Here is a 14,554-nt window from a genome sequence, read left to right as displayed (position 1 = left end):
GCGAAAGCCCTGTTTTAGTATTTATCTAACAGAGATTCAATGTACTGTTTGGCATCGTCATTCGCCATCGAACCATTGCATAAGTTCGTAAACATCTTCTGGTATTGAAGTATGATCGATTTTGATGTGGTAATCGATGCAATGCCGTTGGATAGGCTGGGAAACTCTCCGAGCTTAAATGGGCTGATAGCTAGAGCAATGGGTTGAGTGTCATTGTAAAAAAATTGGAAGGTCGTATTAGGGATCATCTCTTTAGAGATCATGACCTCAATATTGTTATCCATGTCTATTTTAGAAAGTAACGATTTTACTTCATCCCGAGCTTGCAGAATGCGCTTCATCTTGACGCTTGGTGATAAGTCTAAGGTGCCGACTAAACCCAAATATAAAAAACGTTCTAAGTGATGAGAACTGATTAAATTAATAATCTTGGGATGGCTGGTACTCTTTTTCCTTTCTTTTAATGTGGCAAGTGTTTGCTCAAAATCTTGAATAACCGATTCGTCCTGAGCGCTTTCTGACAACATGGTTTTAAGGTAATCATCGTAATTATCTGACGTCAACAAATAGGAGAAAGGGTCGAAATGACAATATACATGGGTAGACACGTTTTCAAGTTGGCGCATGCGCTCAAAAAATCCATTCGCATTAGAGTAATACTCCATGCCCAAACCGAGTAAAGTCGAAATTGAGGTATTGAATAGCTTTGCTAACTTTTCAAGCGTTTCAATTTTAACAATTTCCCCACTTTCTAACCGGTAAACCGCAGAGCGGGATATACCTAATGACGCAGCAACCTCTGCCGGACTGAGTGAGTTGTTGAGGCGGTAAGCACGTAGCCTCTCTCCAATTGCTTTAAAATCGATGCTATCCATAATGAATGAAATTGAAAATAAAAAAAATGATAGCATATTAATGCTTGTAATTAAATATTGAAAAATATATTCATATAGAATTAATTTAAATTAGGTGTAGAATATAATTCCAATCACATAGAGGATGTTATTATGGATGTTATTTCAGCAATTGAAGAATTTAATACTAGCCTTAATGGTACAGACTCATATGTTACTTTAGGTACGCATATGAAAAGTCTTATTGAAGTAGAAAATGTTAATATTTGTGCTTACTTTTTGATCCTGCGATTCTGCCAGTCTTATGTACACAATTATCAAGACCAAGCGGTTGATTCAGACTTTGCTGAAAAGGCTAAGTATATAATGACTAAATATTTACAGGAAATTAAAAATGATTTATTGAACAATGATGGTGTTATTTCTGTGAATGTACTAAATAATATTTCTAAAGATTATGTTTTAGAAAATAAAATATTCTAAACATATTTTATTCTCAATGAAGTTACTAGAGTATATAGATATTGCGAGAGTGCAGTACAGATAACTCAAAATGTGGGGCTTCAGGTGTAGAAGCCCCAAACTGCGGTAAACATCATCTCAAAAGGTTACTAATATTTCTCTGGCACAAAGGTTTGATCGTCGATTGGCGCTCTGACATACCCTTCTTTGCTTAGCTCTGGAAGTTCAACGGGTGGATATTCAAGTGCCTTGTAATCAATCTGATTCAAAAGATGGCTGATACAATTTAGGCGAGCTTTCTTTTTAGAATCGGACGGCACTACCCACCAAGGACAGTTTTTGGTATCGGTATAGGCAAACATCTTATCTTTCGCTTCTGAGTACTCGATCCAGCGGTGACGAGATTCTAAGTCCATAGGGCTGAACTTCCAACGTTTTATCGGTGTATTAATGCGTCCCAGGAACCGCTTCTCCTGCTCTTCATCAGAGACGGAAAACCAATATTTTATCAAGATGATGCCTGAACGCTGTAACATACGTTCAAACTCAGGGCATGAACGCAAGAACTCCTCGTACTCGTCCGATGTACAAAAGCCCATGACTTTCTCAACACCAGCTCGGTTATACCAACTGCGGTCAAATAAGACGATTTCTCCCGCGGAAGGTAAATGCGCCACATAACGTTGAAAATACCACTGTGTCTTCTCTTTCTCCGTTGGGGCGGGTAGGGCAGCAACGCGACATACTCGTGGGTTGAGCTTTTCTGTAATACGTTTTATCACGCCGCCTTTTCCTGCTGCGTCGCGGCCTTCGAACAGCACAACCACTTTTAATCCTTTGTGCTTAACCCATTCCTGGAGCTTAACCAGTTCGATTTGCAGCTTTTTGAGCTCTTTTTCGTATTCCTTGTTTTTCAGCTTAGACATACTTCATTCCTCAATCCTTGATTATCAATATGTTAGCATTCAATTGTAGGTGGCGGAGTATCTAAGCTTTTATTTGAGAGCTGAGACCACGCTGGCAATGGCGGCTGTACTGGTAACAGGAATCGTAAAGTCATCGACATCAGATGCGCCCATTTTGCTCTGATTCGCGATAAAGACCATCTCACTTGGGCGTGTGCTCTTGCCTGAAAGGTGCACTTCTTGTACGAGAGTCCTTTTTACTAAAGCGCGTACGTTATCCGCATTAATGCCAGCGCCCGCCATGATATTAATACGCCCATTGGCTTGTTTTACTAGTGATTTGATCACATCGCTGCCGATAGACGCTGATGGTGCCAAGCCGGATGTCAGTAGACGCTCACACCCCAAGCTTATGACATCTTCTAAAGCTTGCTCAGCGTTGCGGCACTGATCAAAAGCTCGGTGGAAAGTGACCCCTAATCCAAGCGCCTGTGCAAGCTCACACAGCGCTGTCGCATACGCTCTATGAATCTCACCATCTAGAGTCAGTACACCGAAAACCACACCGGTCAAGCCAGCTTGGTGTGCGGCTTCGATGTCCCAACGCATCAGTTCGATTTCTTGTTGGTTATAAAGGAAGTCTCCCTGGCGAGGACGAATCATTGCGTAGACGGGAACAGTAGAAAGTTTTGCTGCTTGCTGCATAAAACCGTAACTCGGGGTTAGTCCGCCTAAAGCCAGTGAAGAGCAGAGTTCAATACGTGTCGCACCGCCAGAAATGGCATGCTGAAGAGATTCAATGTTGTCGATGCAGACTTCTAATTGAGTGATCATGTGGTTGTCCCAAATGTAACTTTTCAATAAATAGTAACAAGGACAACAGTGAGAATCTGTATAGAGGCTTTGGGAAATGGAGGTAAAGTTAGCCCCAGGGCATTACCTCATTTGTGGTCTGACAATGAAAAAGAAAGCCCAGAGCGATGCCCTGGGCTTTAATAAGACTTTACTTAGACTGATTGGCGCTTGCGGTTACTCCGCTATAGCTTTTGCTTTATATATACATCCAACCAATTCACCCGTTGAGCTTGGGTGAGGTCTAGTTTATTACGCTAGGTCAGCTGCGTTCTCAGATAGGAATGCTGCAACACCTTGTGGAGATGCGTCCATACCTGCTTTACCTTCTTCCCACTGTGCAGGACATACTTCGCCGTGCTTCTGGTGGAAGTTAAGTGCGTCAACCATACGTAGCATTTCGTCGATGTTACGGCCTAGAGGTAGGTCGTTAACTACTTGGTGACGTACAGTGCCTTCTTCGTCAATTAGGAAAGAGCCACGGAAAGCAACGCCTGCTTCTGGGTGCTCAACGTCGTAAGCTTTACAGATTTCGTGCTTAACGTCAGCAACTAGTGGGTATTTAACTTGACCGATACCGCCATCAGCGATAGCAGTGTTACGCCATGCGTTGTGAGAGAACTGAGAGTCGATAGAAACGCCGATTACTTCAACGCCTTTAGCTTGGAAGTCAGCTAGACGGTTGTCGAATGCGATTAGCTCAGATGGGCAAACGAAAGTGAAATCTAGTGGGTAGAAGAACACAACGGCTTTCTTACCTTTAGTGAATTCTGCAAAGTTGAAGTTATCAACGATTTCACCGTTACCAAGAACAGCTGCAGCAGTAAAATCAGGGGCTTGACGACCTACTAGTACCATTTTTTTGCTCCTAAAAAGTATAGTTAGTTCCAAGACGCATAGAGTTATACCGTCTCGGTCCGTATTAAATCGAGACAAACTATAGTACAGATTGTAGTATTGAAAAAAGCGAATTAAATAGATTGAGTTAATCGAAAAAAGCGATAATCACAAAACTCTTAACTCGATCACTTCTGTAGCGGTGATTAATAATAGAATTATGAATAAGTGGCCTAGTTTAAAGCAGTTATATTACCTGGTGACACTACACGAAACACGGCATTTTAGCGATGCAGCAGTACGTTGTTTTGTCAGTCAGTCAACCCTGAGCAAAGGCATTCAGAATCTAGAAGATTTGATTGGCTGTCCTTTATATGAAAAGAAAGATAAAAAAAGCCCATTAGTGTTCACTCAAACCGGTGAAATGGTAGTGAAGCGCGGCCGTGAACTGCTGGCGAAAGGGCAGGATTTAGTTGAGCTGGGGCGAATGTGCCAAGGTGATGAGATGCAGGGACAGCTGAAAGTCGGCTGTATTCCCACTATTGCTCCTTTTTTGCTGAGTGATCTGGTTCAGGAAGTGAACTATCGTTTTCCACAACTCAACATGCTGCTGCGAGAAGACACAACACACAATTTATTACAGGCTCTCAGACATGGAGAACTGGATGTATTGATATTGGCGTTACCAGTAGAAATTGAGGGAATGGAAAGCCGAGTGGTAGGAAAAGACCCATTCCGAATGGTGATCAGTGCAAGCCAAGCGTCATCAGTACCGGTACCTATTTGTTATGCGGATCTGCCAGATGAGTCGGTATTTCTTCTAGAGAAAGAACACTGTCTTACGGAACATGCGGTCTCTGCGTGTAAATTAACGGACAAAGAAAAAATCAATCCATTCACGGCGACAAGTCTGCATACCTTAGTACAAATGGTGGCTAATGGTCTGGGGACGACTTTTATTCCTCAGATGGCCATTGAGCACGGGCTGCTACATAACCAAAACTTAGTGGTCATCGATCCACCAGGTCAGCAAGCCTATCGAGAAATTGGTTTGGTTTGGCGTCCCAGTTCGTCACGTACTAACACCTTCAATCAATTGGCTGATGTCGTTTCTGAACTGCTTTAGCTATTAGTATTAGCCTAATCCACCCTGTTACTCTTCTAAAAGCACACTGTAAATGGTGTGCTTTTTAGCATTTTATTCTGTTCGTAAACTTTGACTTGTAAAATTTTACAGCTTTTCTTTGATGAAGATTTCATAAAATAGTGAAATTTTACAATGTTAATTTTACACATCTACTTATGCATAGTGTTTAATCTTTGTTTGAATTCTTAGCGCCCTCCCTTGTGAATACAAGGATCTCCTCCCTACCAAACTATTCATACACCTGTTTGAAATGACATTTGTATCAAAAAAACCATGTAATTTAATTACGTAATAACTTACAAAACACCATCAAAAATCAACCGTTTGATCCGCGCCGAATAAAACTTCGAATTTCAACTTTTGTTTACCTTGGGGGTTCCTCTAACCCCTTTGTTGATATAGCTTATTTAACGGCCGGTAAGACTTATGTCTAGATTGCAAACGCACTCTTTTTTACGCAATCTCTAGACACGGCCTCAAGAGATGAACACAAATATTCAGGATGTAGTTTGTTGTTCGTAACTTACAAATGTAGCTTTTCGCTGACTGCCCAAGATTGATAAAGCACGTTAAGGATGAATGATTATGCTTGCTCAGACAGAACAAAAAACACAACCAACGAAGCAGACCCAAGGCATGCTTGAGGTTACTGGTGCACTTGCTCCGGAACATCAGGCAATTTTCCCTTCAGAGGCCCAAACCTTCTTATCACTGCTTTGTGAAAAATATGCCGGACGTGTAGAACAACTGCTGCAAGCTCGAGAAGAAAAACAAGCACGCATCGATGCCGGCGAACTACCTGACTTTTTGCCAGAAACACAGGACATCCGTGAAGGAAGCTGGAAGATCCTAGGGATTCCACAAGATCTGCAAGATCGCCGAGTGGAAATTACAGGTCCAACGGATCGTAAAATGGTGATTAACGCGCTGAATGCGAACGTAAAGGTGTTTATGGCAGATTTCGAAGACTCGATGTCTCCAGCCTGGACCAAGGTATTGGATGGTCAGGTGAACCTGCGTGATGCCGTGAATGGCACCATCAGTTACACCAACCCTGGCAACGGTAAGCATTATGAGCTGGCAGACGACCCAGCGGTGTTGATCTGCCGTGTACGCGGCCTTCATTTAAAAGAAAAACACGTTACGTGGCACGGTCAGATCATTCCAGGCGCACTATTTGATTTCGCTTTGTACTTCTACAACAACTACAAAGCGCTACTGCAAAAAGGCAGCGGCCCTTATTTCTACATTCCTAAGCTGCAATCTCATCACGAAGCGAAGTGGTGGAGTGAAGTGTTCCATTTCACAGAAGAATACTTTGGTCTTGATACGGGCACGATCAAAGCGACTGTGCTTATCGAGACACTACCTGCTGTATTCGAAATGGATGAGATTCTTTTCTCACTTAAAGAGCATATCGTCGGTCTGAACTGTGGTCGCTGGGATTACATCTTTAGCTACATCAAGACATTAAAGAACCACCCAGATCGCGTATTACCAGACCGTCAGGTTGTGACTATGGATAAGCCATTCCTAAATGCTTACTCACGACTACTGGTACGTACTTGTCATAAGCGTGGAGCTTTTGCGATGGGGGGCATGGCAGCCTTCATCCCTGCAAAAGACCAAGAAGAGAATCAGAAGGTTCTGGACAAGATTCATAATGATAAGTCTTTAGAAGCGAACAATGGTCATGACGGCACATGGGTTGCCCACCCAGGTCTGGCAGATACTGCCATGGAAGTATTCAGCAATATCCTTGGTGAGCGTTCAAATCAGCTGGAAGTCAGCCGCTCTGAAGATGCACCTATCACTGCTGCTGAGTTGCTTGAGCCTTGTGAAGGCGAGCGTACAGAACAAGGCATGCGTCATAACATCCGTGTTGCGCTGCAGTACATCGAAGCCTGGATTTCTGGCAATGGTTGTGTGCCAATCTACGGCCTGATGGAAGATGCCGCTACCGCAGAGATTTCTCGCGCTTCAATCTGGCAATGGATTCAACATGGTAAATCGCTGGATAACGGTCAAAAAGTGACAAAAGAACTGTTTGAATCCTACTTGAAACAAGAAGTAGAAGTCGTGAAACAAGAAATCGGAGAAGAGCGTTATCAAGCAGGTCGCTTTGAGGAAGCTGCGCAATTGATGGCGAAGCTGACAACCAGTGATGAGCTAACGAACTTCTTAACCATTCCAGGTTACGATTATCTGGATTAAGAATACCAATATACAGAAAACAAACACATAACCAATAACGTGAAAAGCTTTGAAGGCAGAGAGGGATGTACTGCCTGAGAACGAGAACTCAACGCGCATACAAAAAGTGCAAATTATAAAGAGGGATAGACCAATGACATTAACTCGCCGCCAACAAATTGAAGCTCTAGAAAAAGACTGGGCAACCAATCCACGCTGGAATAACGTGAAACGTACTTACACTGCTGAAGAAGTCGTTGAACTTCGTGGCTCTATGGTGCCTGCAAACACAATTGCACAGCGTGGTGCAGACAAATTGTGGTCACTGGTCAACGGTAGCGCGAAAAAAGGTTACGTTAACTGTCTGGGTGCGCTAACTGGCGGCCAGGCGGTACAACAAGCGAAAGCGGGTATCGAAGCGATTTACCTTTCTGGTTGGCAGGTTGCTGCAGATAACAACACGGCATCAACAATGTACCCAGACCAATCGCTATACCCAGTAGACTCTGTCCCTTCTGTTGTTAAGCGTATCAATAACTCTTTCCGTCGTGCTGACCAAATCCAGTGGGCAGGTGGCAAGTCTCCAGAGGATGAAGGTGGTATCGACTACTTCCTACCTATCGTGGCGGATGCGGAAGCAGGCTTTGGTGGCGTACTAAACGCTTACGAGCTGATGAAGTCTATGATTGAAGCGGGTGCTGCGGGCGTTCACTTCGAAGACCAGCTAGCTTCAGTTAAGAAGTGTGGTCATATGGGCGGTAAAGTACTGGTTCCGACTCAAGAAGCGGTACAAAAACTGGTTGCAGCTCGTCTGGCCGCCGACGTCGCGGGCACAACAACGCTTGTTATCGCACGTACTGATGCGAACGCAGCAGACTTGCTAACGTCGGATTGCGACCCATACGATAAAGACTTTATCGAAGGCGAGCGTACTGCTGAAGGTTTCTACCGTGTACGTGCTGGTATCGACCAAGCAATCTCTCGCGGTCTGGCTTACGCACCATACGCAGATTTGATCTGGTGTGAAACAGCAACACCTTGTCTGGAAGAAGCGCGTAAGTTTGCAGAAGCGATTCACGCTGAGTACCCAGATCAGCTACTAGCATACAACTGTTCTCCATCGTTCAACTGGGAGAAAAACCTAGATGCAGAAACCATTGCTAAATTCCAGCAAGAGCTTGCAAACATGGGCTACAAGTACCAGTTCATTACTCTAGCGGGTATCCACAACATGTGGTTCAACATGTTTGAACTGGCACACGCTTATGCTCAAGGTGAAGGTATGCGTCACTACGTTGAGAAAGTACAGCGCCCAGAGTTCCAAGCGGCAGAAAAAGGTTACACATTCGTAGCGCACCAGCAAGAAGTTGGTACAGGTTACTTCGACAGAATGACCAATACGATCCAAGGTGGTAACTCATCGGTTACGGCACTAACGGGTTCGACTGAAGAAGACCAATTCTAATTGGCTAGGCAAATTTCTTAGTTAGGCAAAATTTCGATTTCCCAAAACGACGCCAGTAGTGGCATATTGAGCGGCATTATTGCCGCTCTTTTTTCTTTCTGTAGAAGGCTCGATTCTCAAACTCTGATTAACTCAGACATCACGCGATTGTTACTGTGTTTCTTCGTCTGGCTCGATCTCTTCCGGTTCAACTTCCTCTTGTAGCTCAAGCAAGTTAATCGCAATGGTCACAAAGTCACTGTCTGTGATAATGCCGACTAATCGTCCTTTATTGACCACAGGTAAACAGCCAACTTTATGCTTTTGCATATAGATGGCACTTTCTTTCAATCCAGCTCGCGGTTCTGCTGTCATAATGTTGGTATGCATCATTTTTTCGAGACAGGTATCGAGGGTAAAAGATTGTTCAGCCTGATCCGGGTGTAAACTAGATTCTTGAGCCGCAAGAATATCGCGTTGAGTTACCAAACCTTGTAAATGTGTATTGGCATCAACAACCGGAATGTGTCGAATATCAAGCGCTTCCATCATCTCTTTTGCGTCACGCAGGGTATGCGCTTTCGACAGGGTATGAGGGTGGCGAGTCATCATGTCTTCAACCTTGATCATAGAAACCTCCAGCAGCATTGTCCTTACTTAAATATAGAGAATATTTTGCTGTATATCTGAGAGCCACCCCGTTTTTTATCAATTAAATAGAACGATGAAACAACATCATATTTGGGCTAAGTAATGGACGAATTATCTATAATTTTATCACTTTTATTGGCTGGTTTCTGTGCGACTAATAATTGTAACTTCAGAGACTCGAGTGACGGCGGTGGTAGTCTCAACTTTGGCGTCTTATCCTTGTTGGGGCTGCTAGCTTGGCGCAGACAACAGATACAAAAGGCTCGTTAATAAAGCTAACGTAAAAAAGCAGCGATGAACGCTGCTTTTTTATTGCCGGAATACCTTCTAATTTCACTGTTTATTACACTCTTTAAGGCAGCTTTTACAGCGATATTCTGGGGATTCACTTGCTATTGCAGCATCTAACCATATACTAGTCTGCTGCGAAAAACTCGTCGCAATTTTATCGTCGTCTTTGACGTGATTTGACCAATATATAAGACAAGTAACATGCAAGTATCAGATTTCCATTTCGACCTTCCAGATGAACTTATCGCTCGCTACCCACAGCCAGAGCGTACTGCCAGCCGACTACTGCAAATGGACGGTAACACTGGTGAGATTGCTGATGGCACATTTACCGATGTGTTGGAGCAAGTTCAACCGGGTGACCTAGTGGTTTTCAATAATACCCGCGTTATTCCTGCACGTATGTTTGGCCGCAAAGAATCTGGCGGTAAGCTAGAGATTCTGGTGGAACGTATGTTGGATGAGAAGAGCATCTTGGCGCATGTTCGCTGTTCAAAATCACCAAAACCAGGCACAACCATTATTGTCGGCGAGAATGATGAATACGCCGCTGAAATGGTCGCTCGACATGACGCACTTTTTGAACTGAAATTTAACTCTGATAAGACAGTTCTGGAGATTCTGGAAGAAATTGGCCACATGCCGCTTCCACCATACATCGATCGCCCAGATGAAGACGCTGATAAAGAGCGCTATCAAACGGTATACAACCAAAAGCCGGGTGCAGTCGCGGCTCCGACAGCTGGTCTTCACTTTGATGATGTTCTACTAGAAAAAATCAAAGCAAAAGGCGCTGAGTTTGCGTATGTGACTCTGCACGTTGGCGCGGGCACATTCCAGCCAGTAAAAGTCGACAATATCAATGATCACCACATGCATGCTGAGTATGTAGAAGTACCGCAAGAAGTGGTGGATGCTATTCATGCAACAAAGGCTCGTGGTGGCCGCATCATTGCTGTAGGTACGACGTCAGTTCGCTCGCTAGAAAGCGCGGCTCAAGATGCTGTGAAGAAAGGTACGGAACTGGTTCCATTCTTTGGTGATACCGAGATTTTTATCTACCCTGGTTACGAATACCAACTGGTGGACTGCCTGATCACTAATTTCCACTTGCCAGAATCAACCTTGATCATGTTGGTGAGTGCGTTTGCAGGCTATGACAACACCATGAATGCTTATAAGCATGCGGTAGAAAATAAATACCGTTTTTTCTCATACGGCGACTCAATGTTCATCAAAAAGAAAACGGCATAGTTAAAAATAGCTTTACGAGTGCTAGCAGTAGGCTAGGAAATAAAGCGGAATATCTGCTTTATCTCTCGCAAGGAAAGGCGACCGCTCCTTAATGGGGATTACCCCGAAAATATCGTCAGACTGTTTCTCTGACATCCGGAGGCATCGTGAAATTAAAATTCGATCTTAAGAAGAAAAACGGCACGGCACGTCGTGGTCAATTGACTTTCGAACGTGGCACTGTGCAGACTCCAGCGTTTATGCCAGTAGGTACATACGGTACCGTTAAAGGTATGACACCTGAAGAAGTAAAAGGTACAGGCGCAGAAATCCTGCTAGGTAACACATTCCACCTATGGCTACGTCCTGGTCAAGAAGTGATGAAAATGCACGGTGATCTGCATGACTTCATGAACTGGCATGGTCCTATTCTTACCGATTCAGGCGGTTTCCAGGTATTCAGCCTGGGTAAAATGCGTACCATTACTGAACAAGGGGTGCATTTCCGTAACCCGGTAAACGGTGACAAAATTTTCATGGACGCAGAAAAGTCGATGGAAATCCAAAAAGACCTGGGTTCTGATATCGTGATGATCTTCGATGAGTGTACGCCGTATCCAGCGACACACGACGAAGCGAAAAAATCGATGGAAATGTCATTGCGTTGGGCTCAACGTTCACGCGACCACTTCGATAAGCTAGAAAACCCGAATAACCTGTTCGGTATTGTTCAGGGTGGTGTTTACGAAGACTTGCGCGATGTGTCAGTTAAAGGCTTAACAGAAATCGGTTTTGATGGGTATGCGGTTGGTGGTCTTGCCGTCGGTGAGCCTAAAGAAGACATGCACCGTATCCTTGAGCATACTTGCCCTCAGTTGCCAGAAGACAAACCTCGTTACTTAATGGGTGTTGGCAAACCAGAAGATTTGGTAGAAGGTGTACGCCGCGGTATCGACATGTTTGACTGTGTAATGCCAACGCGTAATGCACGTAATGGTCACCTATTTGTGACTGGTGGTGTGATCAAGATCCGTAATGCGAAACATAAAACGGATACAACACCGCTAGATCCACATTGTGACTGTTACACTTGTCAAAATTACAGCAAATCGTACCTTCACCACTTAGAACGTTGTAATGAAATTCTGGGTGCGCGTTTGAATACGATCCATAACCTACGTTACTACCAGCGTTTGATGGAAAGTATTCGTAAGGCGATTGATGAAGATCGTTTCGATGAGTTCGTAGAAGAGTTTTACGCTCGTCGAGACCGCGAAGTGCCACCACTAAGCAAAGCTTAAAAGAATTAAAGCCTTTGGCATGTCGCCAGAGGCTTTTGCTAATAAAGTAGGCTAACGCACGTTATTTTTGAGAGAGTGATCTCTATTAATCACTTTCAGACTTGAATCTCAACAGCGAAAGCCCAACTTGTTGGATTATCAATAAAATATAATGAGGATGTTTCAATGTTTATTTCTCAGGCTCACGCAGCAGCAGAAGGCGCACCAGCAGGCGGCGGTTTTGAAATGCTAATCATGCTTGGCATGTTCGCAGTGATCTTTTACTTCATGATTTACCGCCCACAAAGCAAGCGTGTAAAAGAGCACAAGAACCTAATGGCTTCAATGGGCAAAGGTGACGAAGTTTTAACTAGCGGTGGTCTAGTAGGTAAAATTACTAAGATTGCTGAAGACAATGATTTCATTTCAATCGAGCTTAATGCGAACAATGAAGTTGTAATCAAAAAAGACTTCATCACTGCAGTGCTGCCTAAAGGTACGCTTAAGTCTCTATAAAACAGCTAAAGGGTCCTCGCTGTGCTAAACCGTTACCCATTATGGAAGTACTTAATGGTGCTTTTTGCGATCATCGCAGCCGCACTATACGCACTTCCAAATATCTACGGTGAAGATCCGGCTATTCAAGTTACAGGGGCGCGTGGCGCCTCTGTAGATATGTCAACGCTGGATACTGTCACTAATGCTCTTGATAAAGAGCAACTTTCTCATAAATCCATTGCTCTAGAGAATGGATCAATTCTTGTCCGTTTTAGCGACACTGATACTCAGATTAGTGCTCGTGATGTCATCAACGAAGCGCTTGGCAATGACAAAATTGTTGCACTTAACCTTGCACCTTCAACGCCTGACTGGCTAGAAGCCATTGGCGCGTCTCCACTTAAGCTGGGTCTTGACCTGCGTGGTGGTGTTCACTTCTTGATGGAAGTGGATATGGATGCGGCCATGGAAAAACTGGTTGGTCAGCAAGAAGAAGCGTTTCGTAGCGAACTTCGTGACGCCAAGATCCGTTACCGAGCTATCCGTCCTTCTGGTAAAGAAGCGGTGGAAGTTCTCCTTCGTAATGAAGAGCAACTGGCTGAAGCGAAAAGTACGTTAGAAAAGAATCACCCAGACATGAACTTTGTCGATTCTGATTCTAATGGTCGTTTTGCATTGGTTGCTACCTTCACTGAGCAACGTCTGCAAGAGATTCGCAACTACGCAGTAGAGCAAAACATTACCATTCTACGTAACCGTGTAAACGAATTGGGTGTTGCTGAGCCATTGGTTCAACGTCAAGGTGCAAGCCGCATCGTGGTTGAGCTGCCTGGCGTTCAGGACACGGCACGAGCGAAAGAAATTCTGGGTGCGACTGCGACACTGGAATTCCGCGAAGTTGATGATAAAGCGGATCTATCAGCGGCAGCGAATGGTCGTGCGCCAGCGGGTAGCGAAATCAAACAGGATCGCGATGGCCGTCCTGTTGTACTGAAAAAGCGCGTTATCTTAGGTGGTTCAAGCATCACAGATGCGAGCTCAAGTGTTGATGAATATGGTCGTCCTCAAGTTAACATCTCGCTAGACAGCGAAGGTGGTAACAAGATGTCTGCGTTCTCGAAAAAGAACATCGGTAAGCTGATGGCTACCGTATTTGCAGAGTACAAAGACAGCGGTCGTAAGACGCCTGAAGGCAAAGTGATCCTGACTAAGCACGAAGAAGTCATCAACCAGGCGACGATTCAGTCTGCACTTGGCCGTAACTTCCGTATTACTGGTATCGACTCTGCTGCAGAAGCGCACAACCTTGCGCTACTACTGCGTGCTGGTGCACTTATCGCACCTATCTCTATTGTTGAAGAGCGTACCATTGGTCCATCAATGGGTCAGCAAAACATCGATATGGGTATTCAGGCATGTATCTGGGGCATGGTAGCAGTAATGATCTTTACTCTGGTTTACTACCGTGGTTTCGGTCTGATAGCCAACATTGCACTGATGGCGAACTTGGTACTGATTATTGGCGTGATGTCGATGATCCCAGGTGCGACGATGACGCTACCGGGTATCGCCGGTATCGTATTAACCGTTGGTATGGCCGTTGATGCAAACGTGCTGATATTTGAGCGTATCCGGGAAGAGCTTCGAGACGGCCGCAATCCGCAACAAGCGATTCACCAGGGTTACGCGAACGCGTTCAGTACCATTGCCGATGCAAATATTACGACACTTATCACTGCAATCATCTTATTTGCGGTTGGTACAGGTGCCGTGAAAGGTTTCGCAGTAACGCTATCTATCGGTATCTTAACTTCAATGTTCACCGCTATCATTGGTACACGTTGTATCGTGAACCTTCTGTACGGTGGCAAACGCGTTAATAAATTGTCGATCTAAGGCTGGGAATT

At 44.4% G+C, this 14,554-nt stretch carries 13 protein-coding genes; 8 read left to right on the top strand and 5 right to left on the bottom strand.

Annotation, left to right across the window (positions count from 1 at the left end; genetic code table 11):
• Window positions 1-14: 14 nt before the first annotated feature.
• Entirely contained in the window at window positions 15-875 is an 861-nt protein-coding gene (locus OO774_RS12870; protein ID WP_264903045.1) for a helix-turn-helix transcriptional regulator, read from the bottom strand.
• A gap of 132 nt (window positions 876-1,007) precedes the next feature.
• On the opposite strand from OO774_RS12870, the gene OO774_RS12865 reads away from it, so the two are divergent.
• On the top strand, window positions 1,008-1,337 hold the full coding sequence (locus tag OO774_RS12865) for a hypothetical protein (RefSeq protein ID WP_264903044.1): 330 nt from the start codon (window positions 1,008-1,010) through the stop codon (window positions 1,335-1,337).
• A 128-nt stretch (window positions 1,338-1,465) separates the two neighbouring features.
• Here OO774_RS12865 and ppk2 read toward each other — a convergent pair whose 3' ends face one another.
• The 3 genes from ppk2 to OO774_RS12850 form a co-directional block, all read right to left on the bottom strand.
• Window positions 1,466-2,242, bottom strand: coding sequence for a polyphosphate kinase 2 (ppk2, locus tag OO774_RS12860; RefSeq protein ID WP_264903043.1), 777 nt, complete (start codon window positions 2,240-2,242; stop codon window positions 1,466-1,468).
• A gap of 69 nt (window positions 2,243-2,311) precedes the next feature.
• Window positions 2,312-3,055: a copper homeostasis protein CutC gene (locus OO774_RS12855; protein WP_264903042.1), complete on the bottom strand. Its 744-nt coding sequence runs from the start codon at window positions 3,053-3,055 to the stop codon at window positions 2,312-2,314.
• 270 nt (window positions 3,056-3,325) lie between these two features.
• Window positions 3,326-3,931: a peroxiredoxin C gene (locus OO774_RS12850; RefSeq protein WP_264903041.1), complete on the bottom strand. Its 606-nt coding sequence runs from the start codon at window positions 3,929-3,931 to the stop codon at window positions 3,326-3,328.
• A 199-nt stretch (window positions 3,932-4,130) separates the two neighbouring features.
• On the opposite strand from OO774_RS12850, the gene OO774_RS12845 reads away from it, so the two are divergent.
• The 3 genes from OO774_RS12845 to aceA all read left to right on the top strand — a co-directional run bounded on the left by OO774_RS12845 (window position 4,131) and on the right by aceA (window position 8,715).
• Window positions 4,131-5,036: a hydrogen peroxide-inducible genes activator gene (locus OO774_RS12845; protein ID WP_264903040.1), complete on the top strand. Its 906-nt coding sequence runs from the start codon at window positions 4,131-4,133 to the stop codon at window positions 5,034-5,036.
• A 606-nt stretch (window positions 5,037-5,642) separates the two neighbouring features.
• Window positions 5,643-7,271: a malate synthase A gene (gene aceB / locus OO774_RS12840; RefSeq protein WP_264903039.1), complete on the top strand. Its 1,629-nt coding sequence runs from the start codon at window positions 5,643-5,645 to the stop codon at window positions 7,269-7,271.
• 133 nt (window positions 7,272-7,404) lie between these two features.
• Window positions 7,405-8,715, top strand: coding sequence for an isocitrate lyase (aceA, locus tag OO774_RS12835; RefSeq protein WP_264903038.1), 1,311 nt, complete (start codon window positions 7,405-7,407; stop codon window positions 8,713-8,715).
• A gap of 150 nt (window positions 8,716-8,865) precedes the next feature.
• Here aceA and OO774_RS12830 read toward each other — a convergent pair whose 3' ends face one another.
• Window positions 8,866-9,324, bottom strand: a complete 459-nt coding sequence (locus tag OO774_RS12830; protein WP_319553699.1) for a CBS domain-containing protein — start codon at window positions 9,322-9,324, stop codon at window positions 8,866-8,868.
• Window positions 9,325-9,837: 513 nt separating this feature from the next.
• Here OO774_RS12830 and queA point away from each other — a divergent pair.
• The 4 genes from queA (at window position 9,838) to secD (ending at window position 14,543) form a co-directional block, all read left to right on the top strand.
• Complete coding sequence (gene queA / locus OO774_RS12825) at window positions 9,838-10,890, top strand: tRNA preQ1(34) S-adenosylmethionine ribosyltransferase-isomerase QueA (RefSeq protein ID WP_264903036.1); 1,053 nt, start codon at window positions 9,838-9,840, stop codon at window positions 10,888-10,890.
• 146 nt (window positions 10,891-11,036) lie between these two features.
• Window positions 11,037-12,170: a tRNA guanosine(34) transglycosylase Tgt gene (gene tgt, locus OO774_RS12820; RefSeq protein ID WP_020333638.1), complete on the top strand. Its 1,134-nt coding sequence runs from the start codon at window positions 11,037-11,039 to the stop codon at window positions 12,168-12,170.
• Between the two features lie 165 nt (window positions 12,171-12,335).
• Entirely contained in the window at window positions 12,336-12,665 is a 330-nt protein-coding gene (gene yajC, locus OO774_RS12815) for a preprotein translocase subunit YajC (protein ID WP_264903035.1), read from the top strand.
• A gap of 21 nt (window positions 12,666-12,686) precedes the next feature.
• Window positions 12,687-14,543 (top strand): protein translocase subunit SecD, encoded by a 1,857-nt coding sequence (gene secD / locus OO774_RS12810; protein ID WP_264903034.1) that lies wholly within the window; start codon window positions 12,687-12,689, stop codon window positions 14,541-14,543.
• The last annotated feature ends 11 nt before the right edge of the window (window positions 14,544-14,554 follow it).

Source organism: Vibrio sp. STUT-A11 (assembly GCF_026000435.1).
In the GTDB taxonomy this organism is placed as follows: domain Bacteria; phylum Pseudomonadota; class Gammaproteobacteria; order Enterobacterales; family Vibrionaceae; genus Vibrio.
This window is presented reverse-complemented; position numbering and strand designations above follow the sequence as displayed.

Bases quoted from the DNA above. Each gene is read 5' to 3' on its own strand.
- OO774_RS12870 (WP_264903045.1), bottom strand. From the start codon at position 875: ATGGATAGCATCGATTTTAAAGCAATTGGAGAGAGGCTACGTGCTTAC.
- OO774_RS12865 (WP_264903044.1), top strand. From the start codon at position 1,008: ATGGATGTTATTTCAGCAATTGAAGAATTTAATACTAGCCTTAATGGT.
- ppk2 (WP_264903043.1), bottom strand. From the start codon at position 2,242: ATGTCTAAGCTGAAAAACAAGGAATACGAAAAAGAGCTCAAAAAGCTG.
- OO774_RS12855 (WP_264903042.1), bottom strand. From the start codon at position 3,055: ATGATCACTCAATTAGAAGTCTGCATCGACAACATTGAATCTCTTCAG.
- OO774_RS12850 (WP_264903041.1), bottom strand. From the start codon at position 3,931: ATGGTACTAGTAGGTCGTCAAGCCCCTGATTTTACTGCTGCAGCTGTT.
- OO774_RS12845 (WP_264903040.1), top strand. From the start codon at position 4,131: ATGAATAAGTGGCCTAGTTTAAAGCAGTTATATTACCTGGTGACACTA.
- aceB (WP_264903039.1), top strand. From the start codon at position 5,643: ATGCTTGCTCAGACAGAACAAAAAACACAACCAACGAAGCAGACCCAA.
- aceA (WP_264903038.1), top strand. From the start codon at position 7,405: ATGACATTAACTCGCCGCCAACAAATTGAAGCTCTAGAAAAAGACTGG.
- OO774_RS12830 (WP_319553699.1), bottom strand. From the start codon at position 9,324: ATGATCAAGGTTGAAGACATGATGACTCGCCACCCTCATACCCTGTCG.
- queA (WP_264903036.1), top strand. From the start codon at position 9,838: ATGCAAGTATCAGATTTCCATTTCGACCTTCCAGATGAACTTATCGCT.
- yajC (WP_264903035.1), top strand. From the start codon at position 12,336: ATGTTTATTTCTCAGGCTCACGCAGCAGCAGAAGGCGCACCAGCAGGC.